Origin of the sequence: Siminovitchia sp. FSL H7-0308, from assembly GCF_037980985.1 — a bacterium.
Taxonomy (GTDB): Bacteria; Bacillota; Bacilli; order Bacillales; family Bacillaceae_C; genus Siminovitchia; species Siminovitchia thermophila.
In genome coordinates this window covers 4,475,853-4,496,921 of the sequence record NZ_CP150282.1, presented here as the reverse complement: position 1 = coordinate 4,496,921, position 21,069 = coordinate 4,475,853, and the positions used below count along the sequence as shown (strand labels likewise).

19 protein-coding genes and 1 pseudogene are annotated in these 21,069 nt (G+C 44.1%); 7 read left to right on the top strand and 13 right to left on the bottom strand.

What is annotated here, in order from left to right; genetic code table 11:
* Positions 1–122: 122 nt before the first annotated feature.
* The 8 genes and pseudogenes from hutH to ehuB all read right to left on the bottom strand — a co-directional run bounded on the left by hutH (position 123) and on the right by ehuB (position 8,222).
* Complete coding sequence (gene hutH, locus MHB50_RS21100; protein WP_205179498.1) at positions 123–1,667, bottom strand: histidine ammonia-lyase; 1,545 nt, start codon at positions 1,665–1,667, stop codon at positions 123–125.
* 388 nt (positions 1,668–2,055) lie between these two features.
* Positions 2,056–2,402: pseudogene (locus tag MHB50_RS21095) on the bottom strand (GyrI-like domain-containing protein).
* 146 nt (positions 2,403–2,548) lie between these two features.
* On the bottom strand, positions 2,549–4,060 hold the full coding sequence (locus MHB50_RS21090) for an acetyl-CoA hydrolase/transferase family protein (protein WP_205179530.1): 1,512 nt from the start codon (positions 4,058–4,060) through the stop codon (positions 2,549–2,551).
* A 144-nt stretch (positions 4,061–4,204) separates the two neighbouring features.
* Positions 4,205–4,849 (bottom strand): LytTR family DNA-binding domain-containing protein, encoded by a 645-nt coding sequence (locus MHB50_RS21085; RefSeq protein WP_205179497.1) that lies wholly within the window; start codon positions 4,847–4,849, stop codon positions 4,205–4,207.
* 242 nt (positions 4,850–5,091) lie between these two features.
* Positions 5,092–5,934: an ectoine/hydroxyectoine ABC transporter ATP-binding protein EhuA gene (ehuA, locus tag MHB50_RS21080; protein WP_077109470.1), complete on the bottom strand. Its 843-nt coding sequence runs from the start codon at positions 5,932–5,934 to the stop codon at positions 5,092–5,094.
* Positions 5,935–6,633 carry an ectoine/hydroxyectoine ABC transporter permease subunit EhuD gene (ehuD, locus tag MHB50_RS21075; RefSeq protein WP_077109469.1) on the bottom strand — a complete coding sequence of 233 codons (699 nt, stop codon included), beginning with the start codon at positions 6,631–6,633 and terminating at the stop codon, positions 5,935–5,937.
* On the bottom strand, positions 6,630–7,295 hold the full coding sequence (ehuC, locus tag MHB50_RS21070; RefSeq protein WP_205179496.1) for an ectoine/hydroxyectoine ABC transporter permease subunit EhuC: 666 nt from the start codon (positions 7,293–7,295) through the stop codon (positions 6,630–6,632). Before ehuC ends, ehuD begins: the two co-directional genes overlap by 4 nt.
* 42 nt (positions 7,296–7,337) lie before the next feature.
* Positions 7,338–8,222 carry an ectoine/hydroxyectoine ABC transporter substrate-binding protein EhuB gene (gene ehuB, locus MHB50_RS21065; protein WP_077109467.1) on the bottom strand — a complete coding sequence of 295 codons (885 nt, stop codon included), beginning with the start codon at positions 8,220–8,222 and terminating at the stop codon, positions 7,338–7,340.
* A gap of 338 nt (positions 8,223–8,560) precedes the next feature.
* Here ehuB and MHB50_RS21060 point away from each other — a divergent pair, with 338 nt between their 5' ends.
* Positions 8,561–8,686, top strand: coding sequence for a small acid-soluble spore protein P (locus MHB50_RS21060; protein WP_205179495.1), 126 nt, complete (start codon positions 8,561–8,563; stop codon positions 8,684–8,686).
* Positions 8,687–8,948: 262 nt separating this feature from the next.
* On the opposite strand, the gene MHB50_RS21055 is transcribed toward MHB50_RS21060, so the two are convergent.
* A complete protein-coding gene (locus tag MHB50_RS21055) occupies positions 8,949–10,505 on the bottom strand; it encodes a BCCT family transporter (RefSeq protein WP_205179494.1) in 1,557 nt (518 codons plus the stop codon).
* A 260-nt stretch (positions 10,506–10,765) separates the two neighbouring features.
* Between MHB50_RS21055 and ectA the strand changes: the two genes are divergently transcribed.
* The 6 genes from ectA to MHB50_RS21025 all read left to right on the top strand — a co-directional run bounded on the left by ectA (position 10,766) and on the right by MHB50_RS21025 (position 15,953).
* Complete coding sequence (gene ectA / locus MHB50_RS21050; protein ID WP_236017086.1) at positions 10,766–11,332, top strand: diaminobutyrate acetyltransferase; 567 nt, start codon at positions 10,766–10,768, stop codon at positions 11,330–11,332.
* Positions 11,333–11,355: 23 nt separating this feature from the next.
* The gene (gene ectB / locus MHB50_RS21045) at positions 11,356–12,636 is read left to right on the top strand and encodes a diaminobutyrate--2-oxoglutarate transaminase (protein WP_339160853.1); all 1,281 of its coding nucleotides are present in this window, start codon (positions 11,356–11,358) and stop codon (positions 12,634–12,636) included.
* Between the two features lie 13 nt (positions 12,637–12,649).
* A complete protein-coding gene (locus tag MHB50_RS21040) occupies positions 12,650–13,036 on the top strand; it encodes an ectoine synthase (protein WP_077109464.1) in 387 nt (128 codons plus the stop codon).
* Positions 13,037–13,152: 116 nt separating this feature from the next.
* Positions 13,153–14,181 (top strand): LytTR family transcriptional regulator DNA-binding domain-containing protein, encoded by a 1,029-nt coding sequence (locus tag MHB50_RS21035; protein ID WP_205179493.1) that lies wholly within the window; start codon positions 13,153–13,155, stop codon positions 14,179–14,181.
* Between the two features lie 219 nt (positions 14,182–14,400).
* A complete protein-coding gene (locus MHB50_RS21030; RefSeq protein WP_205179485.1) occupies positions 14,401–15,249 on the top strand; it encodes an ABC transporter ATP-binding protein in 849 nt (282 codons plus the stop codon).
* A complete protein-coding gene (locus tag MHB50_RS21025) occupies positions 15,246–15,953 on the top strand; it encodes an ABC transporter permease (RefSeq protein WP_205179477.1) in 708 nt (235 codons plus the stop codon). Before MHB50_RS21030 ends, MHB50_RS21025 begins: the two co-directional genes overlap by 4 nt.
* Before the next feature lie 187 nt (positions 15,954–16,140).
* On the opposite strand, the gene MHB50_RS21020 is transcribed toward MHB50_RS21025, so the two are convergent.
* The 4 genes from MHB50_RS21020 to MHB50_RS21005 all read right to left on the bottom strand — a co-directional run bounded on the left by MHB50_RS21020 (position 16,141) and on the right by MHB50_RS21005 (position 20,546).
* Positions 16,141–17,415 carry an ArgE/DapE family deacylase gene (locus MHB50_RS21020; protein ID WP_077109460.1) on the bottom strand — a complete coding sequence of 425 codons (1,275 nt, stop codon included), beginning with the start codon at positions 17,413–17,415 and terminating at the stop codon, positions 16,141–16,143.
* Positions 17,416–17,477: 62 nt separating this feature from the next.
* Positions 17,478–17,936, bottom strand: coding sequence for a tripartite tricarboxylate transporter TctB family protein (locus MHB50_RS21015; protein ID WP_077109459.1), 459 nt, complete (start codon positions 17,934–17,936; stop codon positions 17,478–17,480).
* A gap of 1 nt (position 17,937) precedes the next feature.
* Entirely contained in the window at positions 17,938–19,440 is a 1,503-nt protein-coding gene (locus MHB50_RS21010; protein WP_340084662.1) for a tripartite tricarboxylate transporter permease, read from the bottom strand.
* A 143-nt stretch (positions 19,441–19,583) separates the two neighbouring features.
* Positions 19,584–20,546 (bottom strand): tripartite tricarboxylate transporter substrate binding protein, encoded by a 963-nt coding sequence (locus tag MHB50_RS21005; protein ID WP_340084661.1) that lies wholly within the window; start codon positions 20,544–20,546, stop codon positions 19,584–19,586.
* Positions 20,547–21,069 lie beyond the last annotated feature (523 nt).

Here is a 21,069-nt window from a genome sequence, read left to right as displayed (position 1 = left end):
TTTTAATTTCAAGTATTTTCCGTATTTCACCAAATAAAAAGTCATAAAACTTTTATCGAGAAAAAGCATCGTGGGTTTGAATTAAACTTGGAATATTCTTCTTATATCACTTGCTCGTGCGCTTAAGCGCCCAAGTCCTTTTGAAGCAATTGTTCGATTTCCTCTGTGATTTCCATTTCTTTCATAAGTTCTACTATTTTGTTTAAATAAGGATACATCACATGATCGTCCTCAATAAAAGGAACATGTCTCCGGCAAATCGTATATAGCCGATTTGTTCCTTTGCCCAGTTTTTCAGAACCTCGATAATCGGCGGCACGCGCACCACAAAACAGTTCAATGGCGATGACCCGATAGCTGTTGTTCACGATGCTTGCCGCTTTTCTTGCGGCAATCGTCCCCATACTGACATGATCCTCCTGATTGGCCGAACTCGGTATGGAGTCGACACTTGCCGGATGGGCAAGTGACTTATTTTCTGATACGATCGACGCGGCAGTATATTGAACAATCATCAATCCTGAATTCATACCGCCCCGCTTTGTTAAAAAGCCGGGCAAATCTCCATTTAATTGGGGGTTCACAAGCCTTTCCACTCTGCGCTCGGAGATATTGGCCAATTCCGCCACCGCGATCGCCAGATAGTCCATAATGAGGGCCATCGGCTGCCCATGAAAATTCCCGCCCGATATGACTTTATCTTTATCCGCGAAAATAAGCGGATTATCTGTAACTGAATTCATTTCAATTAATAGTTTTTCATGTATATGCTGCAAAGCGTCCCTTGACGCACCGTGGACTTGAGGAACGCACCGAATCGAATAAGCATCCTGTACCCTCAACTCCCCCTGGTTTGTGATCAACTGGCTTCCCGCCGTCAATCTTAACATGTTCCTGGCCACTTCCTGTTGCCCTAAATGAGGGCGAATTTCATGAGTTTCCGGTTCAAATGCTTGCTTGACTCCGCGAAGAACATCAGCCGTCAAAGCGGCAGTACAATCCGCCCAATTGGCAAGCTGGATCGCATCCCAACAAGCAAGCGCCGCAATCGCCGTCATGACTTGTGTTCCATTAATTAACGCCAATCCTTCTTTTGCTTCAAGTGAGACTGGAGATATTCCCGCTCTGGCAAGCGCTTCCAATCCACTCAATTGTTCACCCCGATACTTGGCTTCACCTTCTCCCATTAACACTAAAGCCAAATGCGCCAGTGGTGCAAGATCCCCGCTTGCTCCGAGCGAACCCTGTTCTGGTATGACAGGTGTCACCCCTTTATTAAGCATTTCAACCATTGTTTCCAAGACCGCCAGGCGAATACCGGAATGTCCATGTAAAAGGGCGTTGACTCTCAGTAAAATAACGGCCCTGACGACATCGTCAGGAAGCGGTTCACCGAGACCGCATGCATGACTGCGAATCAGGTTTAATTGCAATTCTTTTCCCATCTCGCTTGGGATGTAAGTGTCACTGAATTTTCCAAAACCGGTTGTAAGCCCGTATACTACCCTTTTTTCCTCCAAAAGACTTTCAACATATCGTCGGCTGTGATGAATTTTTTCTCTGGAGTCGCGGTTTATCCCCACTTGGTAATGGCAACGCGCAATCTGAACCACTTCCTTGAGTGTTAATAGCGAGCCGCCTAATACGATTTGATTGTTTTTAGCCACGCGACCACCTCATTTCTGTCCATAAATTACTGTAATCGCTTTCAACAATGTGTTACATCTCATTTTAACATGGAAGATGATTTCGTCCATACATTTCTCCAGCACTGTGAAAAAATGCAAAAGAATAAAGGAAGCCAGAAAGCGAGCATCAAGGCAAACCCATTCATGTAAAAAATGAGCATCAAACATAACGATTTTTTATTGGAAGAGTCCATCATGATCAATGGTCTTTCTTATTCGAAAATACAGGTACAAAGAATTGCGCAAAAGCAAAACGATTGCTTTTAAATGCTGCCGGCTCGCAATTACATATTGAAAAAAGGTATTCCGATTTTACAATCACCCTACTGCGAATTCTGAATGTCCCTGCTTCGTAGGAACTAATATGTCACATTCTTTCTATAATTAGTTGTTCTCTTATCGATAGATCATTTCTTTCTATCTCTAAAAAATATTTCCCCAAAATTCACTGACTGCCAAGAAAACAGCGTATTTCCCGCCGGATAATTTACCAACATGGGCTGGTTTTGTCACATTAAAATCTTTATGTATTACTACGCAAACATCGTAACGACATTCCTCTTTAGGACGAATCATCTCTTTGAGTATCTTGCGGTCTGCCTGAAATTGTGGAATGATTTTCCCACTTTTTTTATTTTGCTTTTCACCATACTTCCCAACATTTCGGAAATAAGCAATCCTTGATTCAGGTAATTCTTCAATCGTTATTTTCAGTCTTTCTTAGATAAGGTAATTCGATTTAAAATGTCTTTCAAGTTTTTTTAAAAAAATTGATGATCAGACGGTTTCAGTCATCTACTATTCCAATAAATAATCCGATTTATAATAGAAAACAAAAAAAATGGCATAGCAGCCAAGGCTTATGCCATTTCTTTTTCCTTTATTTGTTGAAGCATTGTTCCTTGATTTTTATATTGGATATGCCAAGAAAAGGCTTTTTCAAGAACATGCGGTGTTTGGCCTCCCCGCTCCAACGCTTCGCTATAATACGTCCATAACTGATCACGGTATAGGGGGTGGGCACAATTTTCAATGATTAAGGGTGCTCTTTCTCTTGGTGCCAACCCTCTTAAATCCGCATATCCTTGTTCGGTCACCACAACGTCCACATCATGTTCCGTATGGTCCACATGAGAAACAAATGGGACAATACTGGAAATATCGCCGCCTTTGGCTAATGATTTCGTTACGAAAATAGCCAGCCGGGCATTGCGGGCAAAATCGCCGGAGCCGCCAATTCCATTCATCATATTTGTACCGGAAACATGTGTCGAGTTCACATTGCCGTATATATCAAACTCCAAAGCCGCATTAATAGAAATCAAGCCAAGCCTGCGGATGATTTCCGGATGATTTGACAACTCTTGAGGACGCATAATCAGCTTATCCCGATATTTTTCAAACTGGCCAAAAACGTGGTTCATTTTCTTTTCCGATAATGTTATGGAACAACAAGAAGCAAATCGCACTTTACCCGCGTCAATTAAATCAAATACAGCATCTTGAAGAACTTCAGAGTATATTTCCAAGTCTTTAAATTCAGAATCAAGCATCCCGTGAAGTACCGCGTTGGCTACCGACCCGATGCCCGATTGTAATGGGGCAAGGTGTTCGGCCAACCTGCCTGCTTTTACTTCCTTCCGTAAAAAACCAATCAAGTGTTTTGCCATCATTTGCGTTTCATCATCCGGGTCCACGATCGTGGATGGAGAATCCAATTGCTCTGTAAATACGATTCCTTTTATTTTTTCAACATCAACCGGAATCCCGGTTGTCCCGATCCGATCCTCCACCTTTTTCAATGGGATCGGTGAACGCTCACCTTGCTTTTCGGGATCATATAAGTCATGCAACCCTTCCAATAGTGACGGCTGCGCCATGTTGATTTCAATGATGATCGATTTGGCCTGCTTCGCAAAAGACAAGGAATTCCCTACGGATGTCGAGGGGATCACCATTCCGTCTTCTGTAATCGAAATCGCTTCCAATATAGCCACGTCAATGGGTTCTATCGTATTTGCCCTGACATATTCAGCCGTATGAGAAAGATGGTGATCAACAAATAACAGCTCTCCTGCATTGATCTTTTTCCGCATCACTGCATCTGCTTGAAAAGGCAAACGTTTACGTATGATACCAGCTTCGGCAAACATTTTATCAACATCAGACCCGAGAGAGGCTCCAGTGAACACGTTTACCTTCAACGGTTCTTTTTTAGCCCGCTCCACCAACGCAAAAGGAACCGCTTTCACATCACCTGCTCGAGTAAAACCGCTTAATCCCAATGTCATCCCATCCTTGATCCAGGAAGCCGCTTCTTCAGCCGAACAAATACGGTCCCATAAGCGTGAATCTCTGATGCGATCCTTCATTTTACCCAATGATATCCCTCTTTCTCTGCATATAGTTAAAAATTATTTTATCCTATGCATGAAGCTTTTGGAGAAATCAGGCCTATAACAAGAAAAACACCGATTAAGCGACAAAATATAATGGCTGAGGCAGAAGAATTTTTTTCAAAAGCCGAGCATCTTCCGGAAATAACTGGCATACGATTGGCTGACAGGAATTCTTGTTTGATTGTCCATTTCCAAAATAAATGTTGAGTGGGTGTCTGGATATATTTCCTGTATATAGCGAACATTCACGATAAATGATCGGTGGCAGCGAATAAACATGTCTCTTGGCAATAAATACTCAAACTCTTGCAGCGGATCCTTATGGGTTCCCGAAAAGCCATCTGCGAAAACATGTGTCTTTCGATCTTTTACTTCCAGATACTTTACGTTTTCAAAGGGGACGGGAATCCAGCCATCATTTGATTTAATCGTTACAACCGATTTACCTTCTGTATAAGCAGGGTAAATGGCCGTCACGCAACCTTCCAGCTTCCCCCCATATTCGAACGGCACAGCCATGCCGTGATAGGGCACTCCGTACACTTCACGGTGAATAAACTCTGACACTTTTTGATTCGTAGTCAGCGCTTTATACGCGATTGTTCCTTCCTTCACAGGGTCCCCCGGCTTGATTTTTAAATCAACCCGCTTGCTCGGACGATAATATATGTATTCTTTTGTATTCGATACAGCAATTGAAATTTCATCCGAAAATAACTCACCAATCACATTGAGCAATGAGACAACCGAAAGCTTTTCCATTAAACCACCCTTTTTAGCTCGTTCACTTCTTACAATATCATAGCAAGTTTTTCCCTTTGAAGGAAAAATGGAGGTTTGAACCAAAGTGCCAATCAGATAGATGTCCTAGAGTAAGTGAAAAATATAGACGTCATTTTACAAGATATTTCACCAGTTGGACAGGATTGCCCAGGAAAAAGAGACCGGTGATTTTCAGAAGAAAAATGATCCTTCCACAATTTAAGCAGAAGGATCATTTTTATTTATTCGTAACCATTTCGAAAATGTTGTAAAAATGTTTGCAGCCGTTCCGTCTCCGGATTTTCCAGCACTTCTTCCGGCGGCCCTTGCTCAACAATGTTCCCCTGGTCGATAAACACGACGCGATCGGATATTTCACGGGCAAAATCCATTTCGTGTGTAACGAGAATCATCGTCATATTGCTCGTTTTCGCAATGTCTTTGATCGTCTTTAACACTTCTCCGACCAGTTCCGGGTCCAGAGCAGAGGTCACTTCATCAAAGAGCATTACCTTTGGCTCCATGACGAGTGCCCGGGCAATGGCCACACGCTGTTGCTGGCCTCCCGATAACTGCGCCGGATATTTATCGACATGGTCTTTCAATCCGACTTTCTCCAGCATCTCAAGCGCCCGCTCCACCGCTTCCTGCTTCGGCACGCCAAGCACATGGATCGGCGCCTCGATAACGTTCCTTAATATCGTCATATGCGGGAAGAGGTTGTACTGTTGAAAGACCATTCCGATTTTCCCGCGCACTTTCCGCAAATGTTTCTCATCCGCGGGTACTAATCTTCCTTTGACTTCCTTGTGCCAAAGCGGCTCTCCGTCCACTTCAATCACTCCGGATGTCGGTTCCTCCAATGTCATGAGCATTCGGATAATCGTCGTTTTACCCGAGCCGCTCGGACCGATAATCGTGATCTTTTCCCCCGGCTTGATATCAAGGTCAATTCCTTTTAACACTTCCGTTTCCCCGAACGATTTGCGGATATCCTGATAAGAAACCATCGGACGTTGTGGCGGATGATCTTGGATGGCTCCCGGGGCCGGATCATCCCCAACGGCTTTTTTCAATACGGTCATTTACAGGCTCACTCCTTTCGTGGCATGGTGTTTGCCGCCTGCCCTTTTCAGCTTTTTCTCCACATGCTGCACGAGCAGGGACGACGGGTAACTCAAGAGCAGGAACAACAGTCCCACAATCGTGATCGGTTCCAAGTAACGCCATGTTTCAGACCCGATGATTTTGGCCGTCTGCAACATCTCCACCACCAAAATGGCGGATAGTAGCGGCGTCTCTTTAAACAACACGATGAGATAATTCCCAAGCATCGGGATAACGGGCGGAATCGCTTGCGGCAAAATCACTTTCACCCATGTCTGAGTCCGGGAAAAGTTCAGTGCCGTGCTTGCTTCCCACTGGCTTTTGGGCACCGCCTCTATCCCGGAGCGGTAAATTTCCGATATATACGTGCTGTAATGGATGCCAAGTCCCAAGGCACCCGTGAGAAACGGGCTCATGGCAAAACCGATGTACGGAATTTCCGGCAAGGCATAAAAGAGGAAAAACAGTTGGACGAGTGGCGGCGTACTGCGGACAAACTCGATAAATCCGACCGCCAGCCACTTCACCGGCTTGATCTTCGTCCGGCGAAGCAGCGTCAGAACAAGCCCGAGCACAAGCGCAATGAGATAAGCGACAACTGTCGCGCCAAGCGTAATCCACATCGCCTTGAGGATTCTCGGAAAAATATCAATCGCAAAACCCCAATCCCATGTCATCCGGCCACCACTCCCTTCGCCGCGCGTTTTTCAAGCCAACGCGCGCCAAATATAAGCGGCAGGGCGATGACAAAATAGAGCAGGAGAAGAAGCGTAAAGATTTCCACCTGATCCCCCGTATAATTATCTTTCAGCATCCTGCCTTGGAACGTCAGGTCGGCCAGAGTCACAAGCGAGACAAGTGACGTTCCTTTCAGGAGTTCAATCGAAATATTTCCAAACCCCGGCAGCATGATTTTAAACGCCTGCGGCAAAATGACGAGCCGCATTCGCTGCCAACGAGTCATATTCAGAGCAATACCGGCTTCCGTCTGTCCGCCGGGTATGGCCAAAATCGCTCCCCGGACAATCTCCGATGCATAAGCCCCATAGTTTAGGCTAAGGGCGATCACCCCTGCTGTAAACGGAGACAGTTCCACTCCAAAGGCCGGGAGGGCGAAGAAGAAAAAGAACATTTGCACAAGCAGGGAAGTGCCGCGAAACAGCTCGACCATCACTCCCGTCAAAAACCGGACGATCCAAAAGCGCGACACCCTGCCCAAACCGAAAAGAAAGGCAAGGAAAAAAGCTAACACGGCCGATAAAAACAGCACCTGAATGGTGACTTTCGCTCCCTGCAACAATTCTGGAAGAAACATTGTAACATTATCTATGATAGACATCCCCTTTTCATTCTTAGGTGCGCCTTCATTTGTTGCGGGATATTATTTAGCACACCGGTCTGCGGTTGTGACCTCGTCCGGCAAATTATCTTCGCCAAAACCAAACTCTTGATAAATCTCCAAAATCTTTCCTGAATCGAATAACTTCTTTAATTCGGCGTTGTATGCCTCCCTCAGTTCCTTGTCTTCCTTGCGGAAAACAGCCGCGCCGTAGCTCATGACGCTCTCTCCGTCAATGACCGGCTGCGTGAAAGGCTTGGCTTCTTCGATTTTGGATTCATCAGCTGAAGCGACCGCTTCACGCAACGTCGCCTCCGTCATGACTGTCGCATCGACACGTCCGGATGAAACAGCGGCAATATTCGACGAAATGCTGTCGGCCGTTTCAATTTGGCTTTCATCCACACCAAGCGATTTCAGGAAATTAAACTGATTTGCTCCCGCCATAATGGACACTTTCACATCCGGATTCGCGGCAATATCTTCATAGCTGTGCAAATTTTTCGGATTGCCTTTTTGAACAGCCATCCCTTCCCCGTATCGGATTTCAACATCACCAAACGCCGCTTCCGAGCAACGTTCCGGACGGATATCCATTCCGGCGGTAACGACATCAAATCGGCCCGCCTTCAAAGCCGGAATCAAGGAACCGAACTCCGTTACCTCTCCTTCCACTACTTCTACACCCATCTCTTTAAAAACGGCTTTTGTTATTTCAGGCGCGACACCTGTGACTTTGTCCCCGTCCATATAGCCGTACGGCTTTTCATTGGCTACGCCAAGTTTGACCTTTCCTTCTTTCTTGATTTGTTCAAGAGTGTTTTGTCCGTCTTTTCCTTTCCCTCCGCTTTTAGACGAACTGTTGGAACCGCATGCACTGAGAAAAACGAGAAGGCATACAGCCAACAGAAGAGCATACTTTCTCATAATAGTGATATCCCCCTGTTTTTTTATTTCGAATTTTCCAAAATAAGAAAATGTAATCCGCCTGTATCGATCAAATTACTTGGTTTAGTCATATGAAACTCACACAAACCGGAGAAAACCGATGGAAAACTCTATGTAATATAGTCTACGTGAACCCAGAATACGGTTCAAACTTCATTTTCCATGTTAATACCCCATTAAATGCTCTCTCGCTACATTAAGATAACAAGAGTGGAAGGATACTCAGCATTATTGGCATATCCTCCTCTTTCCTGCCACATAGAGGCTCATATAAATAAGAAGTTTGGAAAGGATACCAAAATGGGAGGTGCAAGGACATGAGTAAAAACATGGAAAAAAAGCAGAAGAGAAAATCAAACGAGCCAGAACCGCAAAGTGGCTCGCATAAAGTCAAAAACCAGAACCATTCAAGACAAAATAAAAACCCGGGACACGGGATGTAAAAAAACCCGTGCTTTGTTCATCACTTTAGAATGGTACCGGAAGATTGAATGCCCATCACAATACAGTGTCAAATAGACAATCATCGGACTGGCACAGCCACCTCTCCAAAGAACGTGGCTGTTCTTTTTTTATGATGCTCCTCCCTTTTCCATTCTATATTGCCAGCTAAAAAAGTCTTGTCAAGCAAGTATGACGTCATACCCGAAGAAAGCGCCTCCCTTTCATCTTTCTTCCCGATCCGGTCATCATTCTATCAGGCCCTTACTTTTTTGTCTTTTTGTTTGCGGCGGCCTTTTCCAAACGCCTGAAGCGTCTTAAATCTTCTTTCCGCACCGGAAGCGGTTCTTTTCGAACCAGTTTAACAGTGGACACCATCAACAAAAGCAATATGGCCGTAAAAGGCAACGCCGATATGAGCGAAGCTGTTTGCAATGCCTCCAGTCCGCCTGCATATAAAAGAACAGCCGCTATGGCGGAAACGAGTACGCCCCACACAACTTTTGCCAACAGCGGGGGATGCAAGCTCCCATAGGTCGTCATGCTCGCCAAAATATAAGTTGCCGAATCGGCAGATGTCACGAGAAAAGTAAGAATTAACAGAATAGATGCGAATGAAATCAATCCGGTAAACGGAAGGTGTTCAAACGTGGCAAAAAGAGCGGTCGTGAGATCTAAATCAACAGCACGGGCTATGCCTGTCCCCTTTTTTAAATCCAGCCATAAGGCGGTCCCTCCAAAAGCCGCGATCCATAAACAGGCGATTGCCGGCGGAATGACCATTACCCCAAAAATAAATTCGCGGATGGTTCTCCCTCTCGATACCCGTGCTACGAACGCCCCCACGAAAGGCGACCAAGCTATTGCCCAAGCCCAGTAAAAAATAGTCCAATCCCGCACCCAATTCCCTCCGACATAAGGTTGCAACCTTAAACTATATTGAATGAAGTTTGTAATATAATCACCGATTGCAAGCGTAAATGTTTCCAAAATAAAAACGGAAGGGCCCGCGATAAATACAAAAACCAATATGCCAAGCGCCATACCCAAGTTGACATTGCCCAAAAAACGGATTCCTTTTTCCAAACCCGTTGTGGAGGAAATCATATAAAAAATAAAAACCATCACAATTATTCCCAACTGCACGCCGACCGAATGCCCCGCTCCAAACAAAGCATTCAATCCGCCATTCATTTGAAGGACGCCGAGTCCGACAGAAGTAGCGATTCCCATTACGGTTGAAATAACCGCCAAAGCATCAATCGTTCCTTTTACAACGGGTTTACCGCCCGTTACCGGTTCAAGCGCAGTAGAGACAAGTCCATCCCTTTTCTTGCGGAACTGAAGAAAACCGATCACGAGACCGACAATGGCAAAGACCGCCCATTGGCTGATTCCCCAATGGAAAAACGAGTAACCCATTGCGACTCTAGCAGCATTATCCGATTCCGGCTCCAATCCGCCAAAAGGCGGTGAAAAAAAATGGCTCATTGGTTCAGCAATCCCCCAAAACACAAGCCCTACCCCAAAACCGGCAGAAAAAAGCATGCCGATCCATGTGAAAAAGGGAAATTCCGGCCTTTCATCTTCTCCTCCCAGCCGAATCAATCCATATTTACTGATAGCCAACCCAATCAAAAAAACAATGACTAAAAAAACGGCTAATAAATAAAACCATCCAAAATTCTTTGATGTAAAGTTAAACAACTTACCCGATACAATTCCAAATTGCTTTGGCATCAGCGCTCCCAATAATACGAGTATGGATACTATAAAAGCTGACACCGTAAATACTGGATTCTTCCAAGCTTTTCTATCCATCAGATCCTCCTGGTCTACTTATAGTGCTGTTACATTCTTTTTAAAAACGGCCCCATATCATATCTATCACTTTTATTTACCTAATTATTTTTTTGTAAACATGAAACAGACAATTCATCTTCTTCAGTCAAGCTCTCAATAGGACCATTCGGGAGGGATTTAAAGAAAACATACTAAAATGTATAGCAGTTTCATGCTCATACTGAATAAATCGTTCTCATCACGGCTGAGCCGTTTTGATTTTCATGATGACTCTCGATATGATGGTATACAACTTTATCAAAGGGGGTGACCAAACAATCGGCAAGGTAAAAGAAAAGCCAATAGCAAAGGGAAGGATCACCGAAACAATATATTTTCGGGAACCAACCGCAGATGACGGAAGCCATATGTTTGATCTTGTCGTAAAATCAAAAGTCCTTGATGTCAATTCATCTTACAGCTACCTCATGTGGGGAAAGTACTTTCATAAAACATCTATCATTGCAGAAACAGATGGCCGGATCGTTGGATTCATTTCCGCATTTCTCCAACCCGAATCCCCTGACACACTTTTTATTTGGCAAGTCGCCGTCGATCAGACTCAAAGAGGCAAAGGGTTAGCCACTGCGTTGATCATGAAGCTCCTTAACAGACTTGAAGGACAAAATGTCCGCTTCATCGAAGCAACGGTAACCCCGACAAATATCGCTTCTAACCGTTTATTCAAAGGATTGGCGAAAAAACTGGGAACCGACTATAAAACATTTGAATGTTTTGGGGAAGACCAATTTCCCGATCCTTCACATGAAGCCGAGATTGCTTATCGGATTGGACCACTTAAATAAAAAATTGGAGGTATATGCACTTCATGTCAACTGTAACGAGCCAACCGGAAATGGACATGGACATTTTTAACACGCTTGAGTCAAACGTAAGGAGCTACAGCAGAAGTTTTCCCGCTGTTTTTAAAAAAGCAAAAGGATACAAGTTGTGGGACGTCAATGATAAAGAGTATATCGACTTTTTTGCCGGGGCCGGAGCTTTAAATTACGGTCATAACAACGAAAAATTGAAGCAATCCCTCATCAAATACTTGGAACAGGACGAAATTACACACAGTCTTGATATGGCCACTGTTGCAAGAGGCACCTTTTTGCGGAGGTTTCATGACATCATATTGAAACCGCGTCAACTCGAATATAAAGTGATGTTCCCCGGTCCCACTGGCACCAATACTGTGGAAAGCGCCTTAAAGATCGCCAGAAAAGTAACCGGTCGCAATACCGTAATCAGCTTTACAAATGCGTTTCACGGAATGACGATAGGCTCTCTCTCAGTAACTGGGAACGAAGCAAAAAGAAGCGGGGCTGGCATTCCTCTTTCCAACACCGTTTTTATGCCTTATGAAAACGCAGTCGAAAACGTTTCTTCCATCAAAATGATTGAACATTTTCTAGAAAACCGCAGCAGCGGTCTTGATTTGCCAGCGGCCATGATCCTTGAAACAGTCCAAGGAGAAGGGGGCATCAATGCAGCAAGTGATCAATGGCTGCAAAATATCGCTTCTATTTGCAGAATATTCGGTATACTGTTGATCGTTGACGATGTACAGGCGGGATGCGGAAGAACGGGGACATTTTTCAGCTTTGAACCCGCACGCATTAAACCAGATATCATTTGTCTATCCAAATCGATTGGCGGATATGGCTTGCCGATGGCTCTTACATTAATAAAACCCGAGTACGATATTTGGGAGCCGGGTGAACATAATGGAACGTTCCGCGGAAACAACCTGGCATTTGTTGCGGCTTCAGAGGCCTTGGATTATTGGAAAACAGATGATTTTTCCAAAGGCATTCAAACAAAAGCCGCTGAGATGACTCACTTTATTCAGAAGATCATTGAGGAATACCCGGAGTTGAAAGCGGAAAAAAGAGGCCGGGGATTGATGCAGGGAGTGGCATGTGCCAAAGACGAAATTTCCGAAAAAATCTGTGGAGAAGCTTTTAAACGAGGACTTTTGATGGAAACTTCCGGTCCAAAAGGAGAAGTATTCAAGTTCCTGCCGCCTTTAACGATTGATGAAGAAGGAATGACAAAAGGTCTTAATATAATAGATGAAAGCATTCAAGCCGCTTTAAAACAATGAAGGAGATGGAAAAATGATCGTTAGAACATTGGATGAAATTATTGGGACAGAAAACGAAGTAAAAGCGGACACTTGGGCAAGCCGCCGCCTTTTATTAAAATCGGATAACATGGGCTTTTCATTCCATGATACGATTATTTATGCAGGAACTGAAACTCATATTTGGTATAAAAACCACCTGGAAGCCGTATATTGCGTTGGCGGAGAAGGGGAAATCGAAACCGTTTCCGACGGCAAAGTCTATCCTCTGAAAGACGGGACAATGTACGCGCTTGATCAAAATGATGAACACTACTTACGAGCGACAAAAGATATGAGAATGATCTGTGTTTTCAATCCGCCACTTACCGGAAGAGAGACACATGACAAAGATGGTGTCTACCCTTTAGTAGAAGATTAATGTTCTCCCCTACAAACCCAAGCCGGGATCGGCTTGGGCTTTTTCATTTACACGATCCTTTTGATTAACTGTTATAATGCAGATTGTAAGTAGATTTGGAGAAATGGGGAACAGTCATGGAATTGAAATTTGCAAATGCGGAAAAAAGGGTACACGATACGCTCATCTTCCCTTCATTTAACCTGTCAGTCCATCCCGGGCAAGTGGTCGCTGTATATTCAAGTGTAAATATCCAGGAGCAAGTGTTGCATTTACTCCTCGGTAAAACGTTTCTTTCACGGGGAGAAATTCAGATGAATGGCAGCCCGTTAAAGCACCCGTCCAAAAATATGGGCTTTTTTTTCTTGAAGCCGAGTTTATACGAACGGCTTTCGATAGAAGAAATGCTTCGTTTTATAAAAAATATCTATAGTTCCAATCAAGACATTGAAACAATCATCAAAACGGTTCACCTTGAAAAAAAACGGAACACAAAAATTCATCAACTAACCTATTCGGAAACGAAGCGGGTGCAGCTTGGCTGCCTGCTCCTGCAAAATCCTGCGATTTATATTTTCGAAGAACCCGATCAAAACTTGGATTTGGAATCTAAACGAATATTTTTGTCCCTTCTGCATCAGCTTCGTGAATCAGATAAAAGTATTTTGATCCTGACGGGAAATATGGAAAGTGCCATTACGGCTGGTGATAAGGTGTATAAGTTAGACAACAGCGGATTAACATCCATTCAAATTGAAAGCGACCATTCGGAAAAAGCCGCTGACCCCATACAAAAGGAACAAGGAAGCGAAATGATGCAACCCGTTCAATTCAAAAAGATCCCGACCAAAATAAAGGATAAAATTGTCCTCTTTAACCCACCGGAAATTGATTATATTGAAAGCAGTGATGGGCAATCATTCTTGCATATAAAAGGCGAATCATTTTCAAGCGACTTTACATTGCAGGAATTGGAAAATCGGTTATTGCCTTTCGGATTTTTCCGTTGTCACCGTTCCTATATTGTCAATTTGCAAAAAGTGCGCGAAGTGATTACTTGGACAAGGAATAGCTACAGCCTTGTTTTGGATGACAGCAACAAATCGACAATTCCTTTGTCCAAATCAAAAATGGCTGTATTGAAGGAGATGCTTGGGCTGAAATAATGATTATTTCTCGGGAAATATGTCGATATAAAACTGCCGTTAATCATCAATGTACCTCATTGAAAATCATCAAGTTGCTTGAATACCCGATGATTGGTTTATCAACTTCCCTTATACTCCATTCACCTCATTATCAACTCCTTTCATCGACTTTTTAATGCTTGATGATTCATGATCTTGTAACCTGTAGATACACAAACGGATGAGGTGAAGGAAAACATGGAACATATTATTGAGGTCAAAGATTTGGTGAAAACTTTTGCCAATCGTCCTGCTCTGGAAGGCGTCGATTTCCAAGTAAAGAAAGGAGAGATCTTCGGGTTCTTGGGTCCGAGCGGATCAGGCAAAACCACAACCATTAAGATTTTAACAGGTCAACTGAACCCGACAACCGGTACAGCTACCGTTTTTGGAGAACCTGTTTCCAAGTTGAAAAATCCGGACTATCGGAAACGGTTTGGTGTTCTAACTGATAACAGCGGTTTATATGGAAGGCTATCTGTTTTAGATAATTTGAAGCTGTATTGTCATTTATATGATGTTCCGCACACAAGAATAGAAGAAGCTCTTACAATTGTAAATTTGGAAGAGGATAAAAACAGAAGAGTTTCTACATTATCAAAAGGGATGACACAGCGGGTCGCATTGGCACGCGCATTGTTGCACGAACCAGAGCTTTTGTTTTTGGATGAGCCGACATCAGCTCTTGATCCGACAAACACCCTCCATATATATGAAGGCCTGCGAGCATTAAACGCAAAAGGAACGACCATCTTTTTAACGACACATGACATGCATGAAGCAGATACTCTCTGTAATCGCATTGCATTTTTAAATAAAGGGAAAATTCAGTTATTAGATACACCCGATAACCTCAAAAGAAAATATTCCGAAGCCACTGTCACTGTGGAAATGACAAACGGACAAAAAGTCGTTGTTCCGACAGGTTCAGAAGGTGCAGATAAATTATATAGTCTGATGAAAACAGATCAAATAATGAGAATCCATTCAAACGAATCGACTTTAGGCGAAATTTTCATTCAAGTAACAGGGAGGAAGCTGGCATGACATTTTCATGGAAACGCGTAAACGCCATTTTTGTCAAGGATTATAAGGATTTTTCACGGAATATGGCGGTTTCAATTATCATTTTCTTTCCGCCTGTCCTCGCTGCCCTGTATAGTCGCATGGGCACCAGTTCGATTGAATCCATTTATATGATTTTCAACATGGGATTTGCCATGGTCGCAGCCTTTGTTCAAAGCTGTCTCATTGCGGAAGAAAAAGAGAAAAACACTTTAAGGGGACTGATGCTGTCTCCCGCCACCACAGCCGAAATTCTCAGCGGGAAAAGTTTACTGTCGTTCCTGTTGACGCTTTTCTCCATTGTTCTAAGTGCGATCTTTTTTGAATATCTTCCCAAGAACATTGGAATCATTGCTCTGGCTATCATCCTTTCATCGTTTTTTTATATCGGTTTAGGGACATTATTGGGCCTTTATGCGAAGTCTATTATGGAGGCCTCCGCACTTGTCCTGCCTGTTATTATCGTTTTTTCCGCTGGAACATTTTCCAAGTCACTGGCTGAACAGTATCCCGTGTTGAAAGCGGCCAATTATTTGCCGAACGTACAGTTGCTTGATATTGCGACAAAAGTGGAAGCAAACGCGGGCGGCGCAGATGTACTTTCGCATTTTGCGATTATCGCTGCTTGGGTCATTATCATTTCTCTATTAACAGTGATCATCTTTCGTAAACGAATGGTCGATTAACGAGCCGAGCACTATGCCGTTGCGGCCGGACGTTTTAGCCTATAACCTGAATCAGGCGAAGCAAACCAACGAGGTTCCTTCGCCTGATTTTAGATTTGCAAAATGCCCAGCCTAGTGGGAGCCATTCTCTAAACAACCATGCCGATCCCTTCAACGCAACATCTCTGTTACAGCCAGAAAGTGCGAATCATGCCTCTTCGACACCGCACCAATCAATGATGTGAGCGGCTAACACTTTTGCCGTGTCGATGACACTGTCAATTTCGACATATTCGTCTGGCCCGTGCATATTGGCACATTTTGGCCCAAATACGAGACCCGGCTTATCGTAATACTGGGTAAATCTCGCGTCATTTCCGGCTGCCCGTCCGGCGACTTCCACTTCACGCCCCAATATGCTTTCAGCCGTCTGTTTAAATGACTGGATATAAGGATGTTCGGGATTTTGGTTCCATGCTTCTGTTGTCCATCCGTACCATTCTAATTGGGGAGGGTTTTGCTGAAGCCACTCGTCTTCTTCAGCAGCCTGTTGAATTGTTTTTTCAACAAGTTGTTTGATCTCCGCTCGCGTTTCTGATGGAATAAACCCGATTCTGCATTCAAGGACTGCTTCACCCGGCACATTGGAAGCCCAGTCGCCTCCCTGTAAAGTGCCCAAGTTCAAATGAACAGATTGGCCGGAACCTTTATGAAACAGTTCAAAATAGACTTCCTTTGCTCTTTTTTCCGCCAATGTTTCCAAGGCGCTGTATACTTTATACATTTTGCTAATGGCATTCACACCTAAATGCGCCATCCCGGCATGCGCCGTTTTTCCGAGCACTCTTACCCGAAAATACATGACACCGGCATGTGCCACAGTCAGCCTTAAAGCGTGGGGTTCCGTTGCAATAAAGCCATCTGTTACATACCCTGCTTCCAATAATGAAAGGGTGCCGCCGGCTCCTCCCGCTTCTTCTTCGATGACGCTTTGAAGCTGAACTTCCCCTTTTGGCTTGAGACCAAGATCCAATAAAGCCTTTAAAGCAAACCAATTGGCCAGCAGTCCCGCTTTCATATCTCCAGAACCCCTGCCGTACAATTTATTTCCTTCGATTTCACCGCCCCATGGGTCCTTTGTCCATTTCTCCACAGGTTCAGGGGAAACAACATCGACATGGCCGTTTAATGCTAAAGAAGGCGTATTTTTTGTCGTCCCTTTCCAAACGCCAATGATATTTTTCCGTCCTTCAAATGAAAGCCCTGAACTGCTGAATGCAGGATGATTCCGAATTTTTTCATATCGCGGCTGTATCTCTTCCACTCGTAATCCAATTTCCTCATATCTTTTCTTCATATATTCCTGCATGGCCTGCTCATTGCCAATCACGCTTGGAATTTGTACCGCTTTCACAATTGCTCCGATTAAGTCCTGCTTATGTTTTTCTATATAGTCCAATACCTGCTTTTTGGTGTCTCGCAACAGCTGTTACCTCTCTTTCTATGAATGTCCAATTCTATTATAGAACAAATCCAGTCCTCATTTCAGCCAAAAATACCGGCAGGCAAAGGAACATTGAATATATAGCGGAATAAAACGAAGAAAAACACACTGACCGCCATTGCGCTCCAAGCTGAATGAAACACCCTCCTATTACCGGGCTTATCCTCTCCCATCATTAAATACCATGTAAATACCGAAAGATAAATGATGCTGGCCAATAAAAAGCCTAGTAAACCTATGAGTACGACATATGCGACCATGCCCAAACCAATAATAAACAGTTGACGTTTATGAATATGTTCGAACAGCTTTGGGCGTTCTTTTCTTACTAAAACGACTGCCAAATACATCACACTAAGAAACAGCAAAATGATACTTACTGTGCGCGGAAAAAGGTAGCTCATTTCATTTAGTCCCTTTGTTTTCCATATGGCGGCCAACGATAAAAACACCAGGACCAGAGAGAACACAAGATCATACGACATGTTTCGCCTGATCACTTCAAACACCTTCTCTCGCTTTTGATTTCAGAATACTTGACACGATTGGACCTGCTATAGAAATGATACATAAAATGATTAAAACAACCGTAACAGGCCTGGAAAAAAACAGTGTCCAGATGTTTCCAGACGCTTTTCCAAGCAAAATCGATTGGATCAACCCTCTTTCGGCAATCGGCCCCAGTATGAGGCCAAGCACAATCGGGGCTGGATGAAAACCGGCATTTTTCAAGACATAAGCTATTAAGCCAAACCCAACGAGCATGGCAACATCCAACAAACTGTTTCTGATCGTATAAGTTCCCACAACCGTCAAAAAGACAATGGAGGGAGCAAGATACCAGATAGGCAGCGTAAGCACATTTCCAATCGTTTGTGAACCGATTAGACCAAAGAACAACATGATCACGTTTGCCAAAATAAACGCGATTAAAAACGTATAAACGAGCCCCGGATGGTCGTTCATAAGGTTTGGTCCGGGGGTAATTCCTTGCATCATAAGCGCTCCAAGCATGATAGCGGCCGGTGGCGCTCCCGGAATGCCGAGTGACAAAAGCGGAACCAGTGATCCTCCGACCTCTGCGTTATTGGAAGTTTCAGCCGCCATTACTCCGTCCATATTTCCCTTGCCAAATGATTTTTTGTCTTTGGAAAACCGAATGGCAGCATCATAAGAGAGCAGTGCTGCCACATTGCCGCCGGCTCCGGGAATAATGCCGGTAATAATGCCGATAAGCGACGAACGAATGAAAAAAACCGGTTTTTTGATGATATAGAAAAAGATTTTCTTAGAAATGCCCTTTTCTTTTTTTAGCGCCTTTTGCGGCTTAATTTTATTTTCAATCATTGAAATTACTTCCGGAACACAAAAGAACGCGATTAAAATGACGACCATATCCAACCCCGATTGCAGGCCGGAAAAGCCGAACGTGTATCTGGATTCCCCACCGACTGGAGAGATGCCGACCGTTCCCAACAACAAGCCGATACAACCCCCGATCAATCCCTTTAGCAAAGATCCCGAGGAAAGGGTGGCAATCATCGTTAAGCCTAATACCGCCACCCAAAAATATTCCGAAGGGCCAAAGCTGAGCGCCCACTTTGCTAATATGGGCGTTAAAAACAAAAGAGCCATACCACCGGTAATCCCGCCTATTCCCGAACTCATGGCCGCGGCGATAAGAGCATGGGCCGCTTTCCCTTTTTTCGCCAATGGAAATCCGTCAAAAGTGGTGGCGATTGCGGACGGTGTGCCTGGGGTATTGATCAATATGGCTGAGATACAGCCGCCATAAATTCCGCCCACATATAAGCCGCCCATCGTCATCAGTGACATCTCCGGCTGCATCGTAAAGGTAAAAGGCAACAGAAGTGCCAAAGCCATCGTGGCGGTTAACCCGGGTAATGCCCCCACAATCATGCCCACTAATACCCCGGTGCATAAGAGCAGGATATTGAAAGGGTCCGTTAATGAGCTCATCACAGATGGAATCGAATCAATCATCTTTGCGCCTCCCGTTCTGTATCTCAGGGCTTATTCCAGGACCAATTGGGCGGTGGTCACTCAACCTTTGCCTATATGATTATTCCATTCCTGTATAGAAAGTTCCGCATTGCCTCATTTTCAATAATTGGCAGCATGTAACCCTACTGTTTTTCCAAAATATCCGCAAACTCCTTCGTTTTCTGTTCAATATATTGGACTGATTCTTCATGGCCCATTGCTTTTGGCTCAAAGCCTTCCTCATACATCTGATCTTTCACCCCCGGCTCCTCCAATATGTTCAGGAAAGCCTTTTCCAATATGTGAATGATCTTTAGATCGGTATCCGGCGGCACTCCTACCCCGCGATCAATCGAGGCGGTAATATCGTAACCCTCTTCGATAAATGTAGGAACTTCCGGCATCGGTTCGAATGTTTCTTCAGACCCGATGGCAAGAATTTTCATATCTTCGGTATATTTTAATAAATCGCTGGAATTCGCCAATACAGCGTCCGTATTGCCTCCCAGAAAAGCTTGCATAGATGGGCCCGCCCCGTCAAACGGCACATATTGCAACTCAATCCCTGCCACATCTTGAAGCTGTAAAAAGGCGATATGATGGCCGGAATAGTTGCCTGATCCCGCGACCGTGATCGACCCCGGATTTTCCTTTGCTTTTTGAATAAAGTCATCCAACGAGTCAATCCCGCTGTCTTTACCGATAGCCAACGCGATTGGCGTTGTCTGGAAAATGGCTATAGGCACAATATCCTCTGTTTGATACCCTGTATCTTCATTGGCAAGCGGCTGCAGGATGATATGCGGGATGTTGATGCCTGCGAGAAAATATCCATCCGGCTTTTGATTCACCAACTCACTCCAGCCTACAGAACCACCACCGCCAGGTTTATATTGAATAACAATTTTTTGCTTTAAATATTTCTCCAGAAATGACTGCTGCCGCCGGGCCTCGATATCAGACTGTCCGCCTGGTTCAAACGGGATGCTGTACGTAATGGATTTTTCAGGAAACTGCCCTTTTCCATTTCCGCCACTTGCAGAACAAGACATTAATAACAAAGCGGCGCAAATAAATGAAACAGCAGTTATCCACTTTTTCTTCATGGGGTAAACCTCCCTTGCTCGGATACGGCAAATTCTTAATGATTATATTCAGATTGACGGAAGATGATTCGAACTTTATGGAGATGAAAAAGATCAAAGCGCCATACATGAGCTCCTCGGGAACAATCCATTATCTTCCAATCCACAACCCCATAAGGTTTTTTCGGTTTAACCCCAAAAAAGGTTATTGTTTTAATGTTGTTATCTTAACTTCTTATTCTATAGATTCCCCTGGATTACCATAAACAAAGGGTCTGAGACACAACTCAATCAGCTGATGAAAAAACGAACAATACAGTGAAACTTCATTCAGTAGGGCTCCTACTGAATGTTAGTTGAACCAATCGGGCATTTAGGTGCCGTTTTCTCCCACTCCACCTTTTGTATTCACTCGAGATTTTGAAGTGGGAGTCTTTCGGCACCTTACATGCGGGATAAATTATCCCAGTGCATAATACGCAAGCTTTTAGCGTAGTCAAAATAGGTAGACTCCTGCGGGAATAGCTCGAGCTGAAGATCCCGC

Bases quoted from the DNA above. Each gene is read 5' to 3' on its own strand.
- MHB50_RS21090 (WP_205179530.1), bottom strand. From the start codon at position 4,060: ATGAAGGATCGCATCAGAGATTCACGCTTATGGGACCGTATTTGTTCG.
- MHB50_RS21085 (WP_205179497.1), bottom strand. From the start codon at position 4,849: ATGGAAAAGCTTTCGGTTGTCTCATTGCTCAATGTGATTGGTGAGTTA.
- ehuA (WP_077109470.1), bottom strand. From the start codon at position 5,934: ATGACCGTATTGAAAAAAGCCGTTGGGGATGATCCGGCCCCGGGAGCC.
- ehuD (WP_077109469.1), bottom strand. From the start codon at position 6,633: ATGACATGGGATTGGGGTTTTGCGATTGATATTTTTCCGAGAATCCTC.
- ehuC (WP_205179496.1), bottom strand. From the start codon at position 7,295: ATGTCTATCATAGATAATGTTACAATGTTTCTTCCAGAATTGTTGCAG.
- ehuB (WP_077109467.1), bottom strand. From the start codon at position 8,222: ATGAGAAAGTATGCTCTTCTGTTGGCTGTATGCCTTCTCGTTTTTCTC.
- MHB50_RS21060 (WP_205179495.1), top strand. From the start codon at position 8,561: ATGAGTAAAAACATGGAAAAAAAGCAGAAGAGAAAATCAAACGAGCCA.
- MHB50_RS21055 (WP_205179494.1), bottom strand. From the start codon at position 10,505: ATGGATAGAAAAGCTTGGAAGAATCCAGTATTTACGGTGTCAGCTTTT.
- ectA (WP_236017086.1), top strand. From the start codon at position 10,766: ATGATGGTATACAACTTTATCAAAGGGGGTGACCAAACAATCGGCAAG.
- ectB (WP_339160853.1), top strand. From the start codon at position 11,356: ATGTCAACTGTAACGAGCCAACCGGAAATGGACATGGACATTTTTAAC.
- MHB50_RS21040 (WP_077109464.1), top strand. From the start codon at position 12,650: ATGATCGTTAGAACATTGGATGAAATTATTGGGACAGAAAACGAAGTA.
- MHB50_RS21035 (WP_205179493.1), top strand. From the start codon at position 13,153: ATGGAATTGAAATTTGCAAATGCGGAAAAAAGGGTACACGATACGCTC.
- MHB50_RS21030 (WP_205179485.1), top strand. From the start codon at position 14,401: ATGGAACATATTATTGAGGTCAAAGATTTGGTGAAAACTTTTGCCAAT.
- MHB50_RS21025 (WP_205179477.1), top strand. From the start codon at position 15,246: ATGACATTTTCATGGAAACGCGTAAACGCCATTTTTGTCAAGGATTAT.
- MHB50_RS21010 (WP_340084662.1), bottom strand. From the start codon at position 19,440: ATGATTGATTCGATTCCATCTGTGATGAGCTCATTAACGGACCCTTTC.
- MHB50_RS21005 (WP_340084661.1), bottom strand. From the start codon at position 20,546: ATGAAGAAAAAGTGGATAACTGCTGTTTCATTTATTTGCGCCGCTTTG.